General features: G+C 57.8%; 17 protein-coding genes and 2 pseudogenes. 2 read left to right on the plus strand and 17 right to left on the minus strand.

From position 1 onward, the window contains the following. Positions 1-2: 2 nt before the first annotated feature. Genes RAH42_RS07630 through RAH42_RS07640 form a run of 3 tightly spaced genes read right to left on the minus strand, consistent with a single transcriptional unit; the run spans position 3 to position 3,644 of the window. A complete protein-coding gene (locus RAH42_RS07630) occupies positions 3-1,295 on the minus strand; it encodes a hemolysin family protein (RefSeq protein ID WP_078016216.1) in 1,293 nt (430 codons plus the stop codon). Next, positions 1,292-1,885, minus strand: coding sequence for an rRNA maturation RNase YbeY (ybeY, locus tag RAH42_RS07635; RefSeq protein ID WP_078016217.1), 594 nt, complete (start codon positions 1,883-1,885; stop codon positions 1,292-1,294). Before ybeY ends, RAH42_RS07630 begins: the two co-directional genes overlap by 4 nt. Further along, positions 1,821-3,644, minus strand: coding sequence for an HDIG domain-containing metalloprotein (locus RAH42_RS07640; RefSeq protein WP_343228908.1), 1,824 nt, complete (start codon positions 3,642-3,644; stop codon positions 1,821-1,823). The genes ybeY and RAH42_RS07640 overlap by 65 nt, the downstream gene beginning before the upstream one ends. Here RAH42_RS07640 and RAH42_RS07645 point away from each other — a divergent pair, their 5' ends adjacent. After that, the gene (locus RAH42_RS07645; RefSeq protein ID WP_317540268.1) at positions 3,645-3,980 is read left to right on the plus strand and encodes a hypothetical protein; all 336 of its coding nucleotides are present in this window, start codon (positions 3,645-3,647) and stop codon (positions 3,978-3,980) included. It begins immediately after the preceding gene. Here the strand turns inward: RAH42_RS07645 and RAH42_RS07650 are convergent. From RAH42_RS07650 to glmU, 9 genes and pseudogenes are all read right to left on the minus strand, one after another. Further along, positions 3,947-4,903 carry a PhoH family protein gene (locus tag RAH42_RS07650; RefSeq protein ID WP_078016219.1) on the minus strand — a complete coding sequence of 319 codons (957 nt, stop codon included), beginning with the start codon at positions 4,901-4,903 and terminating at the stop codon, positions 3,947-3,949. The genes RAH42_RS07645 and RAH42_RS07650 overlap by 34 nt on opposite strands. Before the next feature lie 139 nt (positions 4,904-5,042). Beyond that, positions 5,043-6,488, minus strand: coding sequence for a pyruvate carboxylase subunit B (locus tag RAH42_RS07655; protein WP_317539181.1), 1,446 nt, complete (start codon positions 6,486-6,488; stop codon positions 5,043-5,045). Between the two features lie 140 nt (positions 6,489-6,628). Next, positions 6,629-7,441, minus strand: coding sequence for a nucleoside triphosphate pyrophosphohydrolase (mazG, locus tag RAH42_RS07660; RefSeq protein ID WP_078016221.1), 813 nt, complete (start codon positions 7,439-7,441; stop codon positions 6,629-6,631). Between the two features lie 26 nt (positions 7,442-7,467). Then, complete coding sequence (locus RAH42_RS07665; protein WP_240496132.1) at positions 7,468-10,410, minus strand: DEAD/DEAH box helicase; 2,943 nt, start codon at positions 10,408-10,410, stop codon at positions 7,468-7,470. A gap of 178 nt (positions 10,411-10,588) precedes the next feature. Continuing rightward, positions 10,589-10,840, minus strand: coding sequence for an aminoacyl-tRNA hydrolase (locus RAH42_RS07670; RefSeq protein ID WP_317539182.1), 252 nt, complete (start codon positions 10,838-10,840; stop codon positions 10,589-10,591). Then, positions 10,837-11,181 (minus strand): aminoacyl-tRNA hydrolase, encoded by a 345-nt coding sequence (pth, locus tag RAH42_RS07675; RefSeq protein WP_317539183.1) that lies wholly within the window; start codon positions 11,179-11,181, stop codon positions 10,837-10,839. The genes RAH42_RS07670 and pth overlap by 4 nt, the downstream gene beginning before the upstream one ends. Before the next feature lie 4 nt (positions 11,182-11,185). After that, on the minus strand, positions 11,186-11,491 hold the full coding sequence (locus RAH42_RS07680) for a 50S ribosomal protein L25 (RefSeq protein ID WP_009166178.1): 306 nt from the start codon (positions 11,489-11,491) through the stop codon (positions 11,186-11,188). A gap of 49 nt (positions 11,492-11,540) precedes the next feature. Further along, a pseudogene (locus tag RAH42_RS07685) lies at positions 11,541-12,511 on the minus strand (ribose-phosphate pyrophosphokinase). 3 nt (positions 12,512-12,514) lie between these two features. Continuing rightward, positions 12,515-13,909, minus strand: a complete 1,395-nt coding sequence (gene glmU, locus RAH42_RS07690) for a bifunctional UDP-N-acetylglucosamine diphosphorylase/glucosamine-1-phosphate N-acetyltransferase GlmU (RefSeq protein ID WP_078016225.1) — start codon at positions 13,907-13,909, stop codon at positions 12,515-12,517. A gap of 163 nt (positions 13,910-14,072) precedes the next feature. Between glmU and RAH42_RS07695 the strand changes: the two genes are divergently transcribed. After that, positions 14,073-14,339: a hypothetical protein gene (locus RAH42_RS07695; RefSeq protein ID WP_078016226.1), complete on the plus strand. Its 267-nt coding sequence runs from the start codon at positions 14,073-14,075 to the stop codon at positions 14,337-14,339. A 264-nt stretch (positions 14,340-14,603) separates the two neighbouring features. On the opposite strand, the gene RAH42_RS07700 is transcribed toward RAH42_RS07695, so the two are convergent. From RAH42_RS07700 to RAH42_RS07720, 5 genes and pseudogenes are all read right to left on the minus strand, one after another. Then, on the minus strand, positions 14,604-16,550 hold the full coding sequence (locus RAH42_RS07700) for a S9 family peptidase (RefSeq protein ID WP_078016227.1): 1,947 nt from the start codon (positions 16,548-16,550) through the stop codon (positions 14,604-14,606). A gap of 161 nt (positions 16,551-16,711) precedes the next feature. Beyond that, positions 16,712-18,517: a hypothetical protein gene (locus tag RAH42_RS07705; protein WP_317539184.1), complete on the minus strand. Its 1,806-nt coding sequence runs from the start codon at positions 18,515-18,517 to the stop codon at positions 16,712-16,714. Beyond that, positions 18,487-19,401 (minus strand): annotated as a pseudogene (locus RAH42_RS07710) (ribonucleoside-diphosphate reductase); the annotation flags it as partial. The gene RAH42_RS07705 and the pseudogene RAH42_RS07710, both read right to left, overlap by 31 nt. Positions 19,402-19,809: 408 nt before the next feature. Further along, positions 19,810-21,615 (minus strand): DUF255 domain-containing protein, encoded by a 1,806-nt coding sequence (locus RAH42_RS07715; RefSeq protein WP_317539185.1) that lies wholly within the window; start codon positions 21,613-21,615, stop codon positions 19,810-19,812. Beyond that, the gene (locus RAH42_RS07720) at positions 21,612-22,250 is read right to left on the minus strand and encodes an HAD family hydrolase (RefSeq protein WP_317539186.1); all 639 of its coding nucleotides are present in this window, start codon (positions 22,248-22,250) and stop codon (positions 21,612-21,614) included. Before RAH42_RS07720 ends, RAH42_RS07715 begins: the two co-directional genes overlap by 4 nt. Positions 22,251-22,442: the final 192 nt, after the last annotated feature.

The following is a 22,442-nucleotide window of genomic DNA, read 5'->3' on the forward strand; positions in this document are numbered from 1 at the left end:
AATCATTCCTCCTGCGCTTTGGTGTGACGTTCCTTCTGAACTTCATGCGCGGATCGCGTAAAGATGACTTCATTCACGCGATGTTCTCCTACGTCAGTGACCTTTATCGTCCAGTCATCATCGCGGTAAATATCGCCTTTCTCGGGAAACCCCATAAACTTGTCGAGAACATAGCCGCCGACGGAATCAACGTCATTGCAGTCAAAGTCGTATCCCACGACGGCTCCGAGATCCTCGAGCGACTCCGTGCATTTCACCCGGTACGAGTTCTCGTTCAACTGCACGATAGGGGCCGACTCCTCGTCGTATTCGTCGCGTATATCACCGACAATCTCTTCAAGCAGGTCTTCAAGAGTGACGATTCCCGCCGTGCCGCCATATTCATCCACGACCACCGCAAAATGAACGTGTTTGCCGCGCATCATGCCGAACAGGTCATTGACTTTCATCGTTTCCGGGACGAAGAGCGCCCGCCGCATAAAAGCGCTGAGAGGGGTATCCATCTTGCCGGCCCGCAGATAGGGAATCATGTCTTTGAGGTAAACGACGCCGACGATGTCGTCCGGCGTTTCGCGAAAGACGGGAATCCTCGAATGTTCCCAATTTTGCATGAGAGAAACGACGTCGGCGATAGTCTCATTCACCTCCAGCGCGTCCATGGACACGCGAGGGACCATGATCTCCGACACTCTGGTCTCGTCGAAAGCGATAACGCCGTCGATCATTCTGCGTTCCGAAGCTTCGATAGCCCCGGATTCTTCTCCGTGTTTTACAAGCTGTTCTATTTCATCCCGTGTGACGACCGCGCTTTCCAGCGTCATATCGACGTGAAACAAGCCGCTGAAAAAGGCCACGATCTTCTCCAAAATCCAAATAAGGGGGCTGAAGACGACGGAAACCGCGCGCAAGCCCGGCAGGATGACGTTGAAATTCCTTTCACCGAGGGCCATACCGATACATTTGGGCAGGAAGTCGGCAAAAAGGACCATGAGGATCGTCATGATGACCGTAGCCCAAAAAACGCCTTTTTCACCCCAGAAGTCCGTCGCCAAGACCGTCGCGAATGAACTGGCGGCGACGGAAAAGAGATTATGCGCCACCAAGATGGCAATAATCACTTTTTGTCTTTCAGCAAGTTCCCAATCAACCAGCGGAGCCAGTTTTGCGTTGTCTTCGCCGAATGCCTGGGCCTTGGCTGCGCTGACCGAAGAAATCGCCGCTTCGCCCACGCTCAGATAGCCGCTCAGCATCACGAGAAAGACGACGGTCAAAAGGAGGACGACAAAAGACGTCATTTTTTCTCGCGCCCCGCGTTACCGGCAGCCGGAGCGGACAGTCCCTTCAGAAAAAGATCTCTGAAATGTTCCTGCACGCTCCACATTCTCTCTTGTTTCTCCGGCGTGTCGTGATCCCATGCCAGAAGGTGCAGCATGCCGTGAAAAACAACGAGCGCCAGTTCCGATTCTCCCGATACATGATGTTCCACGGCGTTCTTTCTAACGACCGCGGGACACACCACAATATCGCCGAGGAGAAGAGGCGGCAGCTGAGCGTCGGGGGCAAACCTGCCTTCTTTCTCAAAAAAAGGGAAGCTCAACACATCCGTTGGGGCGTGGACCTGACGGTATTCATCGTTCACTTCGGCCATCCGCGTCTCATCCAGGAACTGCAGAGAGATCTGCAGTCCCCCATGCGCGCGCCACGCTGGCCAATGTACGTCATATAAGTCCGCCGCCAGCCTTTCGAAAGTGGCGATATTCGTTTTTGCCAACGTCAGCAGGGGATCCTGATCGATGTCACTGGCGATGAGAATGCGGACTTCAGGATTCTTTCGCCGCCGCTGCTTTAGCTTGAACCGCGACAATGTTCGAGGAGCCATGCGCATCGTCAGTCTCCTTTCCTTGCTCTTCAGGCAACGATTTCAGCGGTTTGATGTCGCGCGTATGATACATCGAGCGCAACGTACTGACCAGCGCCGCTTTGATATCCGAGAGGTCTTTCAGGGTGAAGGGGACTTCGTCCAGCTGACCGGTGCTTATCTTGGACTGCACCACGTTGTCGGCAAGGCGAGTGAGATCGAGAATGCCCTTGATATTTGCGCTCTCCGCTCGGGCCGCGGCCTCCGTCGAATCGGCAATCATCAGGACGCCGGTTTCCTTGCTTTGCGGCCTCGGTCCGGGATAACAGAATTGACTCTCGTCCGCTTTCAACCCCGCCTGGAGCGCCTTTCGATAAAAATACGTCAGGCAGGTCGTGCCATGATGTTCCGCGATAAACGCTTTTATCTGCGACGGCAGACGATATTCGTCGGCAAGTTCCAGCCCGTCTTTCACATGCGACAGGATCACAAGCGCGGATAAAGCCGGCGACATCTCATCATGAGCGTTTATTCCCGAAATTTGGTTCTCGATAAACGATTGCGGCCGTTTCAGCTTTCCAATGTCATGAAAACAGGCTCCCGCCCGGAGCAACATCGGATTCAGACCGATCTTCTCGGCCGCCGCCTCGGCCAGATTCCCCACCATCTGGCTGTGATGATAAGTGCCGGGAGCCTCGACCTGCATCCTTTTCAGCAGCGGATGGGAAGGCTGCGTCAGCTCTACGAGCTGCAAAGGAGAAACGATATCGAAGAGTATCTCCAGCAGCGGCAGCAAGACGATAACCATAAAGCTCAACAGCAAGCACGCCGTAAACATAATAGCCGCCTGACGAACGCTCATCAGATTGGTCAACCCCCATTGGAGCACCGAGGCGACCCCAAGCATCGCGATGCCGAGAACGAACACATGGATCCAGACGGCGGAGCGCGAATAATTCCTTTTGAAAAGGGAGATTCCCAAAATGGCTCCGGCGCACCCCGAAATTGCATTGATGGCAAACGCGGTGACATCGTATCCCGAGGTGATGATCGACGCGCTCAACGTCACGGCGACAGCGCAATTCAACGCGCCGATGTCGGGAAGCGTGAGGTAGATCATCGCAATCACGGGAAAAACGCCGACGCCGTTGACGCCCCAATAAATCACGCCGATCTGAAAGAGCCAGCCCAACAACAAGAGAAAGAACGAATAAGTCCAGTCTCCATGATACGTCGTGCTTATAAAAACGTGGGTCATGGTCTTGCGGATCCAGAGGACGCTTATACAGGCCACGATGACGGCGAAGACAAGGGACGTCATCGGGAAACGCCCCTCGGGATACCCTTGGAGTTTCAAGATCCTCGCAAGCTGCGGCGTCACGATTTCCCCTTTGTTGACGATCCGGTCGCCGGCATAAAATATGTGTTTGGTCTGTTCGATATCGGAGGCCGCCAGCGATTTTATACGCTCCGTCAGATCGGGGTCGACCTTTTGATCGCCTTCGGACAGCCCGACGAGAATCTGATAAATGATGTTTGCGGAAGAAGGGTTCGTCTCTATCAGACCGATACGCTGCCATATGAACTCGTCCTTTTCGTCCGCAGACAAATTCACGTTGCGCTGAAGATCGTCATGGATCGAACGGACGGTAGCGACAATCTGCTCCCGTGTGTCCAGAGGCGCGGCATCCAAGAGCTCGCGGAGTTCCTTGGGCAAAATCCTGTCGTCGAGCGGCCGGTTCAAGAGGATCTCGCATTCATCGTCAAAACCGACTTCGCTTTTCATATGTCCTTTGACGACGACCCCGATGATTCCGTCGGCAACTTCCTCGCGCAGCTTTTCCGTCGCTTCGTTGTCGTCGTAATTCATGTCGCGAACGGCGTAATACGCCCGTTGAGCGGTCGCGCCGGGAATGAAGTAAGAGTCGGAATCAACCGTGTACCATCGTACCTGCACGACGACCATGGCCACAAAAGCGGCAATCGCATAAGGGAGGAATTTCACAACGTACTTGCAGGAACTCTGAAAAAGTTTCCTCCACTGAGTCCGATCCAGTTGATCAATATTCATCGTCTGTTTCCTCGCAGTTATTTCTTCTGTGATGCCTCATATCGATCATAGGCAGCGACAATTTTTTGGACAATCTCGTGCCGCACCACGTCTTCATTTTGCAGGTGGATAAAAGAAATCCCTTCGATATCTTTGAGGATCCCCTGAACGAGTCTCAGTCCCGACTGCTTGCCGTTAGGCAGGTCAACCTGAGTGAGATCGCCGGTAATGACCGCCTTGGAACCAAAACCGATACGAGTCAGGAACATCTTCATTTGTTCGGGCGTTGTATTTTGAGCCTCGTCGAGGATGACAAAGCTGTCGTTGAGGGTCCGCCCCCGCATGTAAGCAAGAGGGGCGATTTCAATGATCCCTTTGTCAGCGTAACGGGCGAATTTTTCGGGGGAAAGAAGTTCAAAAAAAGCGTCGTATAACGGGCGGAGGTAAGGTTCCACCTTTTCACGAAGATCGCCGGGCAAAAAACCCAGACTTTCGCCCGCCTCGACTGCCGGGCGCACAAGGATGACGCGGCTCACGTTTCCGTTTTTAAGCTGATTCACGGCCTGACAGACCGCAAGATACGTTTTCCCCGTCCCTGCCGGTCCAATCCCGAAAATCACCGTGTTCTTCTCCATCGCCTTTACGTATTCAAGCTGCCGGGCGGTACGCGGCCTGACAGGCTTGCCCCGGTAAGTGATGCACAGCAGTTCCGAATAGAGCGAAGCGATATCGACACGGCCGTTCTTGCGCAGAGTCTCAAGCATATAGCGAAAATCCTGCAGGCGAAACTGGTGGCCATCCTGCGCCGCATCGCGCACCTGCAACAAAAGGGCATGGGCCTGACGTACGTCTTTTTCTTCATCTCCGGCGACGGTGATCAGTTCTCCCCGCCTGAGAACGCGGACCTTTCGCTTTGACTCGAGAAATTCGAGGTTTTCGTCGTCCCGTCCGCAGATTCTCATCAACAGCGCGGGATCAGAACATTCCAACTGCATTGTATAGACTCCGTCTATGGTAATACCTCCCCCACTTCCACACGAAAGTTTCATACAACAAACACAGTATGGAGGGACGGAAAAGCCGCCCCTCCTTTTTTATAAAGTCCAAATACAAACGCCGCAAGCTCTCAGGCTCTTACACGGGATATGCTGAACCATCCACGAACTCGTTCAGGCCGATATCGGTCATCGTTTCGCGGGCGTACTTCTTCACCAGAAACTCCTTGGCGACCGCCGGGAAAAGCACATAGGTCAGCACGTCCTCGGGCTGGGTGATCCATGACGCCACTTCTTTTCGGGCCTTTTCCAGCTCCGGCTCGATAAGGTCGGCGGGACGGCAGGTGATCGGCTTATCCCCGCCAAGAACTTTTTTCTGGATTTCCGGGTCCATCGGCGCGGGCGTCTGGCCATACATTCCCTTGAAGATATTATACACTTCCTTGGGAATGATTTTCCACCGCTCTCCGGAAAGCACGTTAAGCGTGGCCTGCGTGCCGACAATCTGGCTGCTTGGCGTCACCAGGGGCGGATACCCCATGGCCGCGCGGACATAAGGGACTTCCTCCAGGACTTGCGACAGCTTATCCTGCTGCCCGGCTTCTTTCAGCTGGTTCACGAGATTCGAATACATGCCGCCGGGAATCTGCGCGAGCAGAATATCCGTATTCGCGCCCTGGACCTTTACGAAGATCTTGTCGTATTTAGAGCGTATCTTCTTGAAATGATTGGAAATCGGCGTCAGCCGACGGATATCGAGCCCCGTGTCCCACTGACTGCCGGCAAGGGCGGCCACAAAGGTCTCGGTGCACGGCTGACTGGTCCCCATCGAGAAGGGAGACAAAGCACAGTCGATGACATCGGCGCCGGCTTCGATCGCGGCGTAATAAGCCAGTCCTGCGAGCCCGCACGTATAGTGCGAATGCACCTGGATCGGCAGCGCCGTCGCCTGTTTGATGCCATAGACCAGTTCCTTGGCAGCCGTCGGCGTCAACAACCCGGCCATGTCCTTGATGCAAATCGAATCGGCGCCAAGGTCTTTCATCTGCGAAGCCAATTTCACAAAGGCCTCTACCGTATGCACCGGAGAAGTCGTATAGGCGATGCAGAGCTGAAGGTGCGCTCCTTCCGCCTTTGTCTGGGCAGCCGTCACTTCGACGTTGCGAAGGTCGTTCAGAGCGTCGAAAATCCTGATGATGTCAATACCGTTGCCAACGGCCCGCTTCACGAACTCTTTGGCGGTATCGTCGGCGTAATGACGGTATCCCACGAGATTCTGCCCTCTCAAAAGCATTTGCAGCTTGGTCTTCTTAAAATGTTTCTTCAGGGTGCGCAGTCTTTCCCAGGGATCTTCGTCGAGGAAACGCATGCAGGCGTCAAAGGTCGCTCCGCCCCAGACTTCCAAGGAATGGTAGCCGATCTCGTCCATCTGATCCAGTACCGGGAGCATGTCATCAAGGGACATGCGCGTAGCCATCAGCGACTGATGAGCGTCGCGGAGCACTGTTTCAGTGATCTCCACCCTGCGCGTTGCGGAAATTTCGCGGGCGCTCTCCTGTGCGGCAGGCTCTTCGGCCGGCGGCATTTTCTCTTGGACGTCCGCTTTTTCGTCCTCAACGGCGGCTGAAGAACGTGTTTTCTTTGAAACCATGTAAATTCCCTCCTACAAAGATATATTTCAATTTTTGTTTTCGTTCGAGAATAATTGCCAATGCGATTACTATATCACAAGGAAGCTTTCTTCGCTTGATTCCATAAATATATTAAATCGTTCAATGAAAGGTCATTCCATTTTTTGCCGTCCTGCTCAATCTGCGTTTCAATATAACGGAACCGACGTTCGAATTTCGCATTCGTCCTTGACAAAGCCAAGTCCGGGTCAATGCCGCAGCGCCGTGAAAGGTTCACGGTCGCAAACAGGAGATCGCCGATTTCCCCGGCGAGTTCCTGTTTTTTATCAGCGTCGAGGACTTCGCAGACTTCGGCGAGCTCTTCCCTGATCTTCTCCACGACCGGCGTCTGTTCTCCTTGAGGCCAATCGAATCCTACGCCGGCGGCTTTCTCTTGAATCCTGTAAGCCTTCGTCAAAGCGGGCAGACGGCGCGGCACTCCCGTCAAAACGGAAACGTCCCGTGTCTGTTCCGCCTGGCGTTCCTGGCGTTTTATTTCCTCCCAGCCGGCCGGAGCGCTCTCGTGCGCCTCGGCCGACGGCGTGCCAAAAATGTGGGGATGACGGCGGACGAGTTTCTCGGTTATGATCCTCGGAATGTCGTCGATTGAAAAATCGCCGTTTTCCTCTGCAATGGTGCCGATAAAAATCACCTGAAGCAGCAAATCCCCGCATTCTTCAAGAACGTGTTTCATGTTCCCGTCGGTCTCGCGGCGTTCAATGGCGTCTACCAACTCGTAGGCTTCTTCGATGATATGCGGACGGAGAGACTCGTAATCCTGCTTGCGGTCCCAGGGACAGCCGTCTGGAGAGCGCAGTTTTTTCATGGTCTCTATGAGTTCGGAAAAACGACCGAGCTCCTTGTCCATTCTTTTGCCTCCTCACATAGGAAATGTCACGGCCGGGAAACGAATTTTTTCATCAGTTCCCCGGCGGCGGCATGCAGTCCGTTGACGCCGCCGGGGCCGAGGCGCGCGCCGCTTTTCGCGATCCAGCGCGGAGGCAGGAAGAGGTCTTCCCGCAAAGGTCCCTCAAGAGCGACAAAAGCCTTCGAGACCCGGAGCTTCTCTATCCCGAGAGCCCCGCCTTCGCCGCGGACCAGAGCCGCGTCAAGCAGCCCTTGAACTTGCTCGGGCAAAGAGCCATACCGATCAAGGAGTTCCGCCTGCATTTCCTCGTATTCCCGAGCGCTCAAGGGGGACAATAAGCGTCTGTACAGCCCGATGCGCAGTTCCGCCTGCGGGACATAATCCACAGGGATCACCAGCGGCATGGCCAAATCGACCAGCGCGGGCTTTATTTCGATCCCTCGCAGCTGGTCGACGTACTCCTTCAATTTTTTCAGATAAAGGGTGTAGCCAATGCGTTCCTTGAAGCCATGCTGTTCCGTTCCGAGGATCTCGCCCGCCCCGCGGATCTCGAGGTCGCGCTGCGCCAGCTGATAACCGCCATTCTGCGAGCCGACGGCGCCCAGGGCTTCGAGGCGTTCGCGGGTCTGCCCGCCGCTTTCTTCGGATTCATAAAAAAACAGGGCGTAAGCGTTCTCGCTGCGCCGCCCGATGCGGCCGCGTATCTGATGCATCTGTGCCAGGCCGAGACGCCTGACGTCGTCGACGATCAGCGTGTTGGCCCGCGGCACGTCGAGCCCGCTTTCGATGATCGTCGTACACACCAGGATTTCAATTCTGCCGTCATAGAACTCGTTCATCGTTTTCTCGAGCTCGCGCTCTCCCATTTGCCCGTGAGCGACGGCCGTGCGGTGTCCGGGAAAACGGTTGGCAAGACGCGCCGCGATCTGTTCTATGTCGTCGATGTGGTTATGCAGATAGTATACCTGCCCGCCTCGCATGAGCTCGCGGAGAATTGCGTCATGCGCCAGACCGGGATTCCAGCGGGAGGTCACGGTAAAGACCTCGCCGCGCCCCCGCGGCGAAGTGGCGATCACGGAAATGTCCCGGATGCCGCGCAGAGCCATGGAAAGGCTTCTGGGAATCGGCGTCGCCGAAAGAGAAAGCACGTCCAGCCCGGGGTGCGCCACTTTCAGCCGCTCTTTATGTTTGACGCCAAAACGGTGTTCTTCGTCGATTATCAGCAGTCCCAAGTCTTTGAATCGAATGTCGTCCTGAAAAAGGCGATGGGTGCCGATCAGGATATCGACACGGCCGTTTGCCGTTTCGTCGAGAATTTCCTTCTGCTTTTTCTTAGGGATCATCCGCGAAAGCAGCTCGACACGGATCGGAAGTTCGCCGACTCTGGCGACGCAGGTGCGATAATGCTGGAGGGCCAAAACCGTTGTCGGCGCAATAATCGCCGCCTGCGCGCCATTTTCGACGGCCTTGATCGCCGCGCGCAGCACGACCTCGGTTTTGCCGTAACCGACGTCTCCGACAATGAGACGATCCATAGGCCAGCGGCGTTCCATGTCGTGCTTGACGTCGCGGATCGCCCGAAGCTGATCGACGGTTTCTTTGTAGGGGAAGCTCTCTTCAAAGCGTTTCAGCAGGTCGCCGTCGCGTCCAAAAGCCCGCCCGTCGGCCAGTTCGCGCTGGGCGTAGAGATTCAGGAGCCCCTGCGCTTCCGCTTCGATCTGCGCTTCCGCTTTTTTCCATGCCGAACGCCAGCGCTTCGACTTGAGGCTGTCGAGCTCGGGGACGCCGTTACCGTTCCACGGGGTGAGGCGAAAAAGCTCAGCGGTAGGGATAATCAGCCTTTCGTTGTCGGCGAACCGCAGAACGATGGTTTCGTAATTCTGGCCGCCAAAATTCTCAACCGATGTTCCCACAAGCTGGCAGACGCCATATTTTTCATGAATGACCCATTGGTCCTTCTTCAAGCTCGCCTCAAGGTCCAAAGGCATGCCGTGATTGATCTCTTCTTCGGCAACTTCGTTGATGCCGAAAAGTTCCGCGTCGGAAATCCAGATCTCGTTCCGGTCCTTCACCACGACGCCGCCGCTTAAACTGCTGCCCCGATGGAAAAAGACCTGCTCAGGAAACGAATCCCCGGTCAAGTTGCGGCTGGCGATATGGATCTTGAATCCCGCCTGCAGATGGCTGTCGACGTACGCGCGGGCCGCTCTCAGATCGCCCCGGAAATAAGGAACGACGCCGAAATCGAGGGTGTCCTGGTGAACTCCCTCCCCGGGAGGCGATACTCTCAACCGCGGCAAACGCCCCGTGTCCAGCAAAAACCTTTCGAACGCGTCGGGCGCAAGCCGTTGTTTTTCTTCGACAAGCGCGTTGTAGAGCTCGCAAAAAGCCGCAAAGCTGTCCTCGAGTCTGCGGGGTTGGACCAGCAGCGTTCCGTAACTGCCCCAGGCCCTTTCGCGCTCTTCGTCTTCGCTGCGATTGACGCTGCGCACAATGAAATGCGGCAGATTTTGAAAACTTCTCTGCGAGCGGGGCTGAAAAAAACGGATCGATTCCACGTCCTCGTCAAAAAATTCGACGCGCAGAGGCGCCTTTTCGGAGGGATCGAAAAAATCGACGATACCGCCGCGAACCGCAAACTCGCCGGGCTGCCACACCAACTCCGCCCGCCGATAGCCGTTTTCGGCAAGCCAGGACGCAAGCGCATCTCGTCCCAAGCGCGCGCCGGCCGCCAAAGTCAGTCCCGCTTTGCCGAAGCGAAACGGCGTGACCAACGCTCCCGGGGTGGTCACCAACATCCCGCTCTCTGCGTTGAGCCATCCCGAAAGCGTATGACCGCGCCGCAGAAACGAATCCCCGTTCCGCAGCTTCTCGCTGTCCAAGGGGGGCTCTTCGAGCAGACGGCTTTCTCCGACCTCCAGCACTTTCAAATCGGAATCCAGAGCCAGCGCCTCCTGGCGCGTCGGCACAAGGACAAGAACCTTTTCACATCCGCGCAGGGAACACGCCAGCCCGGCGCCTTCCAGAGGAATGCCGACCGACGCGCCGCGCGCCCAAAGCCGAGAATCGACGTCACTTAAGCGAGAAGTCAGAGTTCTTCACCTCTCTTTCGCTTATGGCGATCATAAACAAAAAACGGCGAAAGCGTCATGCTTCGCCGTTTACAGAACGTACATCACAACTGTTCACGCGGTTCATAAGTTTTTCTGCGCCAGACGAACACCACTCCAGACAAAAAGCTGAAGCTTTTTCAATTGACCTGTCAATGATGCGGCGATCGTCAGCGGAAAAACGCCCCGTCACCCAAGCGGCCATATCGTAGCGCGACGGGCAGGGATCGACGCCGAGACGCAGACGCGGAAAATCCCCGCTGTTAAGATGAGCGATGACGGATTTCAACCCGTTATGCCCCCGGCGGAGCCTTTCGAACGAATCCTCATACGCCCCAACGGCAGGTTGATATCGTCCACGACCACGAGGATATCCCTCGGCTCGATCTTGTAGAAACGGGCGACTTCCCCCACGGCTATGCCGCTGTTGTTCATGTACGTATAGGGTTTGAGAAACACGACCCGTTCGTCGCCGACATTCAACGGCCCCCAACAGGCGCCGCCGAATTTTGTCGACGGCTCGCCGGCCTGCAGACGATCCACGACACAGTCGATCACATCCCAGCCGACGTTATGCCGCGTTAAAGCGTAATCCGTGCCGGGATTGCCAAGCCCTGCAATGAGACGCAAGTGCTTATTCGTTCGCGCAGTAAAAGTCGATGTGCAGCAGCCGGTCCGTGGCGTAATTCTTCGTGGCGGACTTGATCACGCAGTTTTTCACTTCCCCGTTGGGAAGTTTCGCGGCAAAGACGGTCTTCTTCACATCGTCCGACATCAGGTAGGGCAGCATCGTTTTGGTCTCCACTTTAACGGAGTACGTCTGCTCGAGGGCCGGACCATAAACGACGGCGGGAAGAAAGCCTTCCTTGCGCAAACGGCCGCAATACGCCGACCCCGAACCCTCGCGATTCTCGAGAACAATCTGAACTGCTTCTGACATAATACAAAGAGCCTCCTCAAAAAAATTATTTACAATGGCGGGTCCGAAATCACTCAAAAAGATCGCTCACGGAACCGTCAGTGTGAATCCTTCGAATAGCCTCGGCGAAAACCGGGGCCATGGACACTTGCACTATTTTATCCAATTTCCTTTCCGCTGGCAATGGGATCGTGTCGGTCACAACGACTTTTGTGACGGCATCGTCGCTAAGACGATCGATGGCGGGGCCGGAGAGCAGGCCATGGGTCGCCGAACAGTAGACTTCCTTGGCGCCCAAGCTTTCCAACGCTTTGGCCGCGTTGACGATCGTGCCGGCCGTATCGATCATATCGTCGATGATGATGCACGTTTTATCGGCCACGTCGGTGCCGATGATTTCCATGACCTCGCAAATATTGGCCATGTCGTGACGGCGGCGTTTATCGACGATGGAAATCTCCGCTCTGAGGAGGGTCGCAAGTTTCCGGGCGCGGACGACCCCGCCGGCGTCGGGCGATACGACGACGAATTGACTGGTGTCCTGGTCGCCGATAAGATGCTCTTTGAACCAGCCGGCCAAAAGCGGCACTCCCAAGAGGTGATCCACGGGAATGTCAAAAAAACCCTGGATCTGCCGCGCGTGCAGGTCTGCCGTAACGACGCGGTCGGTGCCGGCGTGCTCGATCATATTCGCGACCAGTTTTGCAGAGATCGGCTCCCGCCCTTGGCCTGGCGATCCTGACGGGCATAACCGAAATAGGGCATGACAAGGTTGATCCTTCCCGCGGAGGCTCTCTTCAGCGCGTCGACCATGATCAGCAGTTCCATCAGGTTGTCGTTGACGGGCTTGCACGTCGGCTGGATCACATACACGTCTGCGCCGCGGACGCTCTCTTCGATGCGGAAGCCCACCTCTCCGTCGGCGAAGTTGTAATGGGTAACGTTTGCCAGCCTGATCCCCAGTTCCTGGCTCACTTTCTCCGCGAACTCGGGATGAGCGGTACCGGAAATAACCATGATCTGCCTCTCGCTCGACATCATCTTTCAAGCCTCCATATTTTTTTCGTGCTCAGCCTTTTTTCTTTGTGTCCATCCCTCGCGCACGACCTGACGATTTCTCGCCACGGCGAGCGCTCCCGCGGGGACGTCCCGAGTGATGACCGACCCTGCGCCGACCACGGCGCCGTCGCCGATGTTCACTGGGGCGACGAACATCGTGTCGCTGCCGATGAAACAGCGGGCCCCGATCCGCGTTTTGTTTTTATTGACGCCGTCGTAGTTGCATGTGACGGATGCCGCGCCGATATTGGTTTCCGCGCCGATCACGGCGTCCCCCATATAGCTCAGATGAGGAACTTTCGTCCCTTCGCCGATCTCGCTGTTTTTGATCTCGACGAATTTTCCGGCAAAAGAATCCCTCAGAAGATGCGTGCCATCCCGCAAGAAACAGAAAGGCCCCATCTTCACGTTTTCTTCCGCGACGATATCCTCGGCGACCACATAGCCGAGACACTGCACGTTGTCTTTCAATATGCAGCGGCGGAGGATCGTTCCCGAGCCGAGGCGGCAGCCCGCGCCGATCTCGCTGCATCCCCAGATCTGGACGTTCGGGGAAAGGAACGCTTCGCCGTGAAACACGACCCGCGGCGAGACCCACGCCGTGCTCGGGTCAACGCATTTTACCCCTTTGAGCATCCACTTCGCGAGGAGGCGGTCCCGCATTTTCAGCGAAAGCGCGGCAAGCTCGAGGGGATTGTTCACGCCGGCGAGATTCTCGGCGCCAAGCTTCACCGGAACGACGTTCAGGCCGCGACGGCAGGCCCAGGAAACGAGATCGACAATGTAATATTCCCGTTGACTGTTGTTCTGAGTCAAGCCGGAAAGGCCCTCAAGAAGCATGGGGGCAGCGAACACGTAGACGCCGGCGTTTATTTCAGATATGCGCAGCTGCTCAGGCGACGCGTCCTTTGCCTCCACGATACGGACGCCGCCCCCGCTCCTGACGACGCGCCCGTAGGAAGCCGGCTCGTCCAGATCGCAGGTCATGAACGCCGCGTCCGCCGCGTCCGCCTGGTCAAGAAAGGCGCCGATCTCTTGCTCGGTGATCATCGGCATGTCGCCGTTCACGACCAAAATGCGCTCCCGCTCTCTGATCCAATCGGCAGCGGTCATGACCGCATGTCCGGTGCCAAGCTGCTCTTTTTGCCAGATCACTTTGGCGTCGGGGGCATTCTGCGCGAGCCATGCCTCGACGTGTTGCCCTCCGTGTCCGACCACAACGGCGATGTCGTCGATGCCGGCGGCTCGCAGCGCTCGTAAAACATAGTAAAGCATCGGCTCTTCGAGGAGAGGCTGCATCACCTTGGGGACCGCGCTCTGCATTCTCGTTCCCTTGCCGGCAGCCAATATCAACGCGCTGCATTTCTCCGGCCGCGTCATTTTATCATCCTTTCGGAAAGTCGCCGGACGGCGAGTCCGATAACTTCCTCGTTTCATATTTTCATGGTAAGATTTGGAAAAGCGTAAAAGAACGAGTCTATACTATCATGGTCTCGAAGCCTGTCAAGGCAAAGAATGTAGAAAATCCCGGAGGCATCTGCTCATGAATATTTCAGCGGCCAAATCATATGCAATGATCGTTCTCTTCGTCATGCTGATCGTTTTTTCGATTCTCGGCTTCATGGCCATGAAACCGCAAAGTACGCAGAAGAATATCGATGCGTTCTGGATTTCAGTGATTGCGTTTCTGTTTTTGCTTGCCGCCTACATTTTCTTTTTTGTCTCTCCGCTGCTTTCGATCGCGCCTCTTTTCCCGGTTTGTATCTTCATAAAGCTGTTTCTGGCGACACGAAAGCCCTCCAAGAAATGACGATTCTCCCGTTTCGCATGACACGCGCGAAACGGGAGAATCGTTTTAATGCTGATTCTTGATAGAAAACGACAAATGAGTCTTCGAGGGACTCCGCCGCTCAGGAGTATCTCAACCGCTGCGCGGTCTGCGCAGATCACTTTGTGAATCTGCCGCGAGGCGCTCCTGCTATTCAGCGTTTCAATCAAGAAATAATAGTGAGAACGGGGAAAATTTTCCCCGCGTTTTCAGTGAAATGGTCGGCTGCGAGCGATCCGGCGCGTCCTATTTTTTCAGGAAGCGGTCCATCCAGCCGGTGATCTCGCGCAGACGGGCCAGACGGCTGCGAGGCTTGCCCGAGCGGCTCAGCTCGTGATTCTCGCCGAGGAAATAGCACAGCCGCGTCTCCACGCCGAGGACCTGCAAGGCCGTGTAGAACTGGAACACCTGCTCGTCCGGGCAGCGGCGGTCCTCTTCGGAATGGATGAACAGCGTCGGCGTCTTCACGTTCCCTACGTACTTGAGCGGCGAGGCGTTCCACGCGCCCTCCGGATCGGTCAGCGGACCGCTGCCGCCCTGCTGGTCTGTGCCGAAATACCAGCCGATGTCGCTGACGCCGTCGAAGGAGATCCAGTTGCAGATGCCGCGCTGCGAGGCCGCGCACTTGAAGCGGTCGCTGTGCGAGATCATCCAGTTGGTCATGTAGCCGCCGTACGATCCGCCGGTCACGCCCAGGCGCTCCGCGTCGATAAAGTCAAGATGCGCGACCGCCCAGTCGAGCATGGCGTTGAAGTCCTGATAGTCCTTGACGCCGTAGAAGCCGCGGATGTCCGCGAACTCGTTGCCGCGCCCGTCGCCGCCGCGCGGATTGCAGAAGATCACCGCGTAGCCGAGCGCCGCCCAGCACTGGGCCTCGTGGAAATACAGCGCGCCGTACGTCGCCTTGGGGCCGCCGTGGATGTCGAAGATCGTCGGATACTTTTTGCCCGGCTCCGCGCCCACCGGTTTCATATACCAGCAGTCGATCATCAGCCCCTCGCCGTTGTCCACCGTATAGTGTTCGGGCTGAGAAAGCTGGAACTGCGCCATGAAAGAGTCGTTGTGATGCGTCAGCTGCGTCTCGCCGTCGTTTCCGACAGCGTACAGTTCCTGCAGCTGCAGACCTCGGAAGCCCACGGCGAGCACGCGCCCGCCGCGCACGTCGAAGCAGTCGGCCGAAAGCAGACCGGGCGTCAGGTTGCGGTCGTGCCCGTTCAGGTCGTTGAAGTGGATCTGACTGCTCGTCCCCTGCGTGGAAATGTAATACAGACCGTCGCCGTCGATCAGGCCGTACTGCGTTTCCACGCCGTAACGGCAGTCGCCGACCATGCTGTTGTGGAAGCTGGTGTCGAGATCCGGCGTCAGGCAGGTCAGCTTTTTGTCCTTCAGCTCGAAGACCAGGGCGTTCTCGTTCATGCCGTAACGCTTCATGTCGCTGGCGAGGACGATGACGCGCCCGCCGCTCCAGCCGGCCGTCTTGAAGCTGTACTCAAGCCCCTCGCTGAGGCGCTCCATCGCGCCGCTTTTGAGATCGAGGCGCCAGACGTGATTGCACAGCGGCTTGACTTTTTCGTACTCTTCGGCCACCAGCAGCGCCGCACCGCCGCAGGGCGACAGCGTGCAGTCGAGCGCGTCCATGCGGTCGGGCGTGAGGCGCCTGAGCTCGCCGGAACGGGGATCCCACAGCGCCAGGGCGCTGCGGCGCTGGCCGGTAAAGTTCTTGCCGTTCTGCCAGAACGGGATCTGCGTGTAAACTTTATACTGCGCGTTCTCGGGGTTGGGTTCTTCCGGCGTATACACGGCATTGAGCAGGATCCTGCCGTCCGGCAGCGGCCACAGATCGTTCACGGGCAGCGGTACGACGCCCAGCCGGCGGGCTTCACCGCCGTCAAGTTCCAGCCGGTAGAGCGCCGTAACATCCTTCTCCAGCGAGGCGTCGCGCTTCGACGCGAAGATCAGCGCTTTGCCGTCCGGCGTCCAGCGCGCGGTCTTGTCCGCGTTGGAAAAGGTGATCTGGCGAGAGACGCCCGCGCCGCAGTCGTACAACCACAGGTTGGTGTTGTAGCCGTCCTTTTCGAGGTCGGCTTGGGCGACCTGATAGACCGCCAGCGCGCCGTCCGGCGAAAGCCGCGGGCACGAAAGGAACTTGAAATGAAGCAGATCGTCGAACTGTACCGTTTTCTTTTCCGTCATCGAATGGCCTCCAGTCAAAAAACTTGTTCCCAAAAACAAAGCGCCGCCGAGCCTCTTTCGAGCCTTCGGCGGCGCTTTTCAAAGACGGAACTCAAAAGAGTTTTTCCATCGAATCATAGCACAGTTTTACAGATTCGACAGGAAAAGCTCATTGTGTTCTTTTATTTGCAGGGCGAATAGCCACAGCTGAAACAATACGCGCAGCCGGCCACCATTTCCATCGGCGCGCCGCATTCGGGGCAGATCAGTTCGCTGCGCGGCTCGCCCGCGCTCCTCGCCGCCGCGCCGCTCCGCTGTTCGATCAGTTTCTGCAGCAGCAGCGCCACGGCGTCGGGGATCGAGCGCACCATTTCGTCGTCGTCGCAGTCGAACATCCAGTATTCCTTGCCGGAAATGCCGCGCAGCGTGCCGATGAAATCCTCCAGATGACAGCCCGAACGCAGGCCGATGGAGATCACGCGCGAGATCGCTTCGGTCATGGCTTTCAGCTCCGAGCCGCTCTTGCCCAGCGAGGCGAACACTTCGAACGGCTCGTTGCCGTCGTAGTTCAGCGTCACCCACAGACTGCCCCAGGGCGTGCGGTCCTTGATCGTCTTGCCGAAGACGATCGGCGTGGAGCGCTGCTTCACCTTGCTGCTGTAAGGAACGTGTTCGTGCTCCTCGGCGGCGCGTTCCAGCCCCGCCGGCTGAGACGCTTCCTCGGCGCTCGGTTTTTCCTCCGCCTCGGCTCGCGTCACCGTGGCCGGCGCTTCGCTCTTGGACTCCTTTTCGCTTTCCTTCTTCGTCTCGATGGGCTGGTTGTCGCGCGAGCCGTCGCGGTAGATCGTGATGCCCTTGCAGCCCATGTCGTAACAGGTCTCGTAGACCTTGCGCACGTCGTCCACGGTAGCCGACGAAGGCAGGTTGACGGTCTTGCTGATGCCGCTGTCCACGTAGCGCGCGAAGATGCCCGTCACGTCCACGTGCTGCTCCGGTGAAATGTCGTAAGCCGTCACGTAGCGCGGATCGGAAATGACGCCCGAACCGCGCAGTTCTTCCGCTTCCTTCTGCGTGATCAGCGGGTGGAAATACTCGCGCACTTCCCAGCCGTCGCCGTCGGACTTCATCACCTTGCGGCTCCAGCGCCAGGCGAAGTTCGGCTCGATGCCCGCCGAGCTGTCGAAGATCATGGAAATGGATCCGGTCGGCGCGATGGAAAGGCGCCGGCTGTTGCGCAGCTTCCCTTCCAGCAGCGCCGTCATCAGCCGTTTCAGCTCGGGCAGCGCGTCGGCGCCGAGCACATCCGGCAGGATTTCCAGTGTGTTCAGCAGCGTGTAGGGCACTTGGCCGTGCGACCGCATCTGGGCGACGAATTCGCGGTAGGAGTCGCGGTCCATCTCCTCGATCCACTGGCGCGCGAAGAGCTCGCCGCCGTGGGCGCGATGCTCTCCCTCGAACAGCTTCGCCACGGCGAAACTCTCGGAAAAAGGTTCCTTGCCCATGTGCGCGACCGCATCGACCGTCGCCATCAGCGCCGCGCCGGACATATGGGCGCCCAGAGAATCGCAGAAACTTTTGAACGAGTCGGAGCCGTAGACGTCGCCGCTCAAAATCGCGGCGTCGGCCAGTCCCATCAGCCCCAGCCCCACGGGGCGGATGCGCTTGGTGCGCTCGCCGATGCGCGGCAGCGGGTAGCTGGTGGCGTCGATGACGAGATCGAGGTAGTAGATGGACCGGTACACCTGGTCCATGAAACCTTCCATATCGAAGCTTCGGCGTCCCGTCTCGTCGGGGCGGACGAATTTGACCAAATTGACGGAGCCGAGGTTGCAGCTCGTGTACGTCGGCAACGGCTGCTCGCCGCAGGGGTTGGTGGACTCGATGTCGAAGTCCCCGAGAGCTTGAGCAGATTGTCGGCGTTGGCGCGATCGATGAAGAACACGCCGGGATCGCCGCGGCGCCAGGCGTTCTGACACAGTTTGTTCCACAGCTCGTCGCCCTGTACTGTGCGCGCCGCCTTGCCGTTGGCGCGGGAGCGGAGCGCGAAAGGGCGTTTCTCGCGCGCGGCGCTGACCAGCTCGTCGGAGACGCAGACGGAGATGTTGAAATACGACAGCTTGCCCTCTTCCGTCTTGGCGTCCATGAACTGCTCGATGTCGGGATGGTCGTCGGGCAGCATGCCCATCAGCGCCGCGCGGCGGCGGCCGCCCTGCACCACGACACAGCCCATGGTGTTCCACGTCTCCATGAACGAGACGGGCCCCGACGCCTTGCCGCCGGTGCCGCCCTTGATGTCGGCGCCGCGCTCGCGCAGATGGCCGAAGTTGCCGCCCACGCCGCCGCCGTACTTGCTGATGATGGCGGCGTCGCGCACCGAGTCGAAGATGCCCTCGATGCTGTCGGGGATGTCGATCACAAAGCAGGCGAAGAGCTGCTGATTGTCCGTCTTGTTGTCGTACAGGCGCCGGTAGTCCGCCAGCTCCATCTCGTCGGGCGAGCGGTAGATCAGCTCCGCCAGCTCCGGCACTCGGGTCATGCCCGCGCCGGAAGCGAAAAGGCACGGCGAGTTGAAAATAAAGCGTCCCTCCACGAGATCGGCGAAAAGATTTTTTTCCAGCCGGCGGAGCCATTCGATGTCGTCGGCCTTGCGGTACAGACTCTCGGCCGTGCAGACGATGCGCGAGACGCGGCGCGCGAATTCCTCGAAACTGCGCTCCTTGCGCAGCCCGCCCGTCTCCGGGTCGTAGCGGTCGGCATAATAGCGCTGCTCCAAAAGCCAGCGCGCGTTCTCCGACTGGCGCGGCACCAGAGGGTTTTCAAGCAGCCCCATATCCAGCGAATCCCGAAAGCGCTCTTTCATCGATTTATACATGGACAGGTCTCCCGTTCTGTGGAATTTTTAAAAGTGAATCCTCTGTGCGGATCTTTTACGAAACGGCAAAATCATTCTACCTCGTCCCGGTAAAAAATGCCACTAGAAATAGTATTGACTTAAACCCAAAGAACACTAAATACACAAAAAACGAAAGAATCCCGGTCCCTGTCCGAAAGAGACGGGAACCGGGAACTTCTCCATTTTCATTTGCGCACAGAGCGTGCCTTTTCTGTTTTTATCATCCGGCGCATGGAGGAGCAACGCTGAGTATTCTACCACGGAAAAGATTTTTGCGCTTCCGCCGGCGGGCAGAAATGTTCGGCATGTCCCCAAGGAGGCGTGCCGGGGAAATTACGCGAACGCCGTTTCGGCGCCATTTCTGAAGCGCCCTTCGCTGCGAGGCGTTCACACAACAGGACTCTTATGAGCCGCTTTCCTCCGAAGCAGCTCCTTCAGCCTCAAAGCTCCCAGCGTGAGCGAGGCGCACGCCGCCGGATATTCGTTGAGCGCTCCGCCAAAAGCATCGACAATACTCCGCGCGCGCATCAGCCATCGTTCGTCTGCGGTGGCGCGATAAAGTTCGAGCAGATTGTTCACCATCATGCCGTTTCCCGAGGGCAAAAAATCGTCGCCGGCATCCCACGCCGGCAGGATCTCGAGAGTCCCCTCCCGGACAAGGCGCATTGCCCCGCGAGCCCCAAAAAGTTCATCGGCCCGCGCGCTCCACTTTTCGGCGGCCTCAAGCCATGACGCGGAGCCCGACGCACGATACACCTTCAGGCTCGCCCATATAAACGACGCATAATCTTCCAGCCCGCCTTCGCCGTCGCGAAGGCCGTCGTAAAGCGTATGGCACAGGTCGTTCCGTGAAACCGCCACGGTCGACAGGCTCTTCATGATCTCCTCGGCCTGCGCCTGATACTCTTTCCGTCCCAAGACGTCGGAAGCCTGCGCAAGCACGGCCGCAAAACAGGCGTTGGCCCTCACCGAAATGCGCGCTTCCTTTTCCGGGCTCTTACGGCGCGAACGGCATTCCCTCAGGATCCTCCGCGCGCTCTCGGTCTTTTCCCAAAGCTCGAGAGCCTGTTCATCGCTTTCAGGCATGGCAGAGAGACGCAAAACATTTCCGCCGGTCTTTTTCTGCGTCAGCGGATCGCTGTAATTCCCTTCGGGAGTGACCCCATAGACGCGGCAGAAGGCGTCCGAGCCTTCGTGAAGAAGCCCGTCGATTTCATCTTTGCTCCACAAATAGTAGCGATCGACGGCGCCCATATCGCGGACGTCGTCCCCGGAACACAGCAGCCCGTTTTCTTCGCTCAAGGTGCACCTCAGCAGAGCGACGCTGTCCTCGACGACTCTGCGGTAGATGGGACTGGGAGCTTCCCTCAGGGCCTCGATAAACACTTCCAGGACGGCCGCGTTCTGGGCAAGATGCTTGCCCAGATAAGGGATCTGCCATTCCCGATCGCAACAGTAGTCGTGAAATCCGGCATCAAGATGATCGTACAGGCCTTCCCTGAACAGCGCCGCCAGGGAGCGGCCAAAATGGGCGCGGAGCTTTTCGTTTTTCCGCCCGAGGTAGGAACACAAAAGCAGTTTCGGGGCCTGGGGAAATTTCGGGGCCGTCCCCCAGCCGCCGTTTGGGAGGTCCATTTCCGCGAGCAGCTGCTCGGCGGCCCTCGCCTCGAGCCCCTCTTGGAGCGGCGCCGTATACGGCGAAAGCGCTTCTTCGAGCTGGGCACCGTAACTGGCGGACGCTTCGTCGATCTGCGGCCGTTTCATCAGCCACAGCCACTTGATGCGCCGCAGGACCTCGAGCAGTCCCGGGTTTTCGGGGATCTCGCTTTGTTTGGGCAGATACGAGCAGGCAAAGATCGGTTTTTTCCCCGGAGTCATGAAAATGAACAGCGGCCAGCCGGCGTGGCCGAGCATGATCTGCGCCATGGCGCGGGCGGCCAGCGCGAGATGAGGCACGTCGTCGCTGTCGGCCAGCACGGGAATGAAGTCGTTGTTGAGCATTCTGATGATCTCGGGTTCTTCGAAATTGGCCCTCATCATGTGGCTCCAGCGGCTGCCGTTGTTGGTCAGGCACAGGCAGAGCGGACGGTCCAGGGACGCGGCACGCCGGAGCGTTTCAGCGTCCCACGGTTTCCACTCGACGGATCCTTCTCCCATCCGTCTCACCCAAGGATTGGCGCTCCTCCGACTCATCGTATCTCCTCCCACAGCTCCGGCAGCTCGCTGAGATCCTCGATGACATGCGAAGCGCCGCTTTCTTTCAGCGCTGATGCGCCATGATTGCCGGTCGTCACGCCGACGCTGGTGACTCCGGCATTGACCGCCGTTTTCATGTCGATATCCGTATCGCCGACGTAAACGCCCTCAGCGGCTTTCAGCCCCATGCGCCACAGCGCCTCCAGAACGATTGCCGGATCGGGCTTGGGGCTGAATCCTTCGATCCCGACAATGATCGGACAGAGCGTATCCAGCCCCGCCGCCCGCACGATCCCCAACGGGGTCAGACGGTTTGTGGCGATTCCCAGCAGCGCTCCGCGCGAGCGCAGCTTTTCGAGCGCCGGCACCGTCTCCGGAAAAGGCACGACGCCGGCGTAATTTCGTTCCTCAAAAAACGAACGGTAGCGCGGCAGCCATTCCTCCTCTATGGGGCCGTCTCCCCAAAAAGACCGCATCGCGTCGGCCAGCGCCCAGCCGATCGTCCGGCGCACTTCGGCAAGCTGCAGGCGCCGCAGCTTTTTCTCCGCGGCCAGAGCGTTTAAGTTTGCGCAAATCCCTGCGGCGCTGTCCACCAGCGTCAGATCGAAATCAAATACAATGCCCCGCAGCAAAGGGCCTCGCCTCCTTTTCCCACCGGCGATAGAACGCCGAATTTATGCCGCCGTTCCAAACGCCCTTCATTGTACCATCCGCGGCGTTTTTTCGCTCGCCGGGCTAATTGCCTCTCATTGTCTTCCCGCGGAAGGCATCGGAGCGAAAATTAAAAATACATATTGAAAAATTGCTTCTTGACACAAATCCCA

The organism is Pyramidobacter sp. YE332, from assembly GCF_033060595.1.
Taxonomy (GTDB): Bacteria; Synergistota; Synergistia; order Synergistales; family Dethiosulfovibrionaceae; genus Pyramidobacter.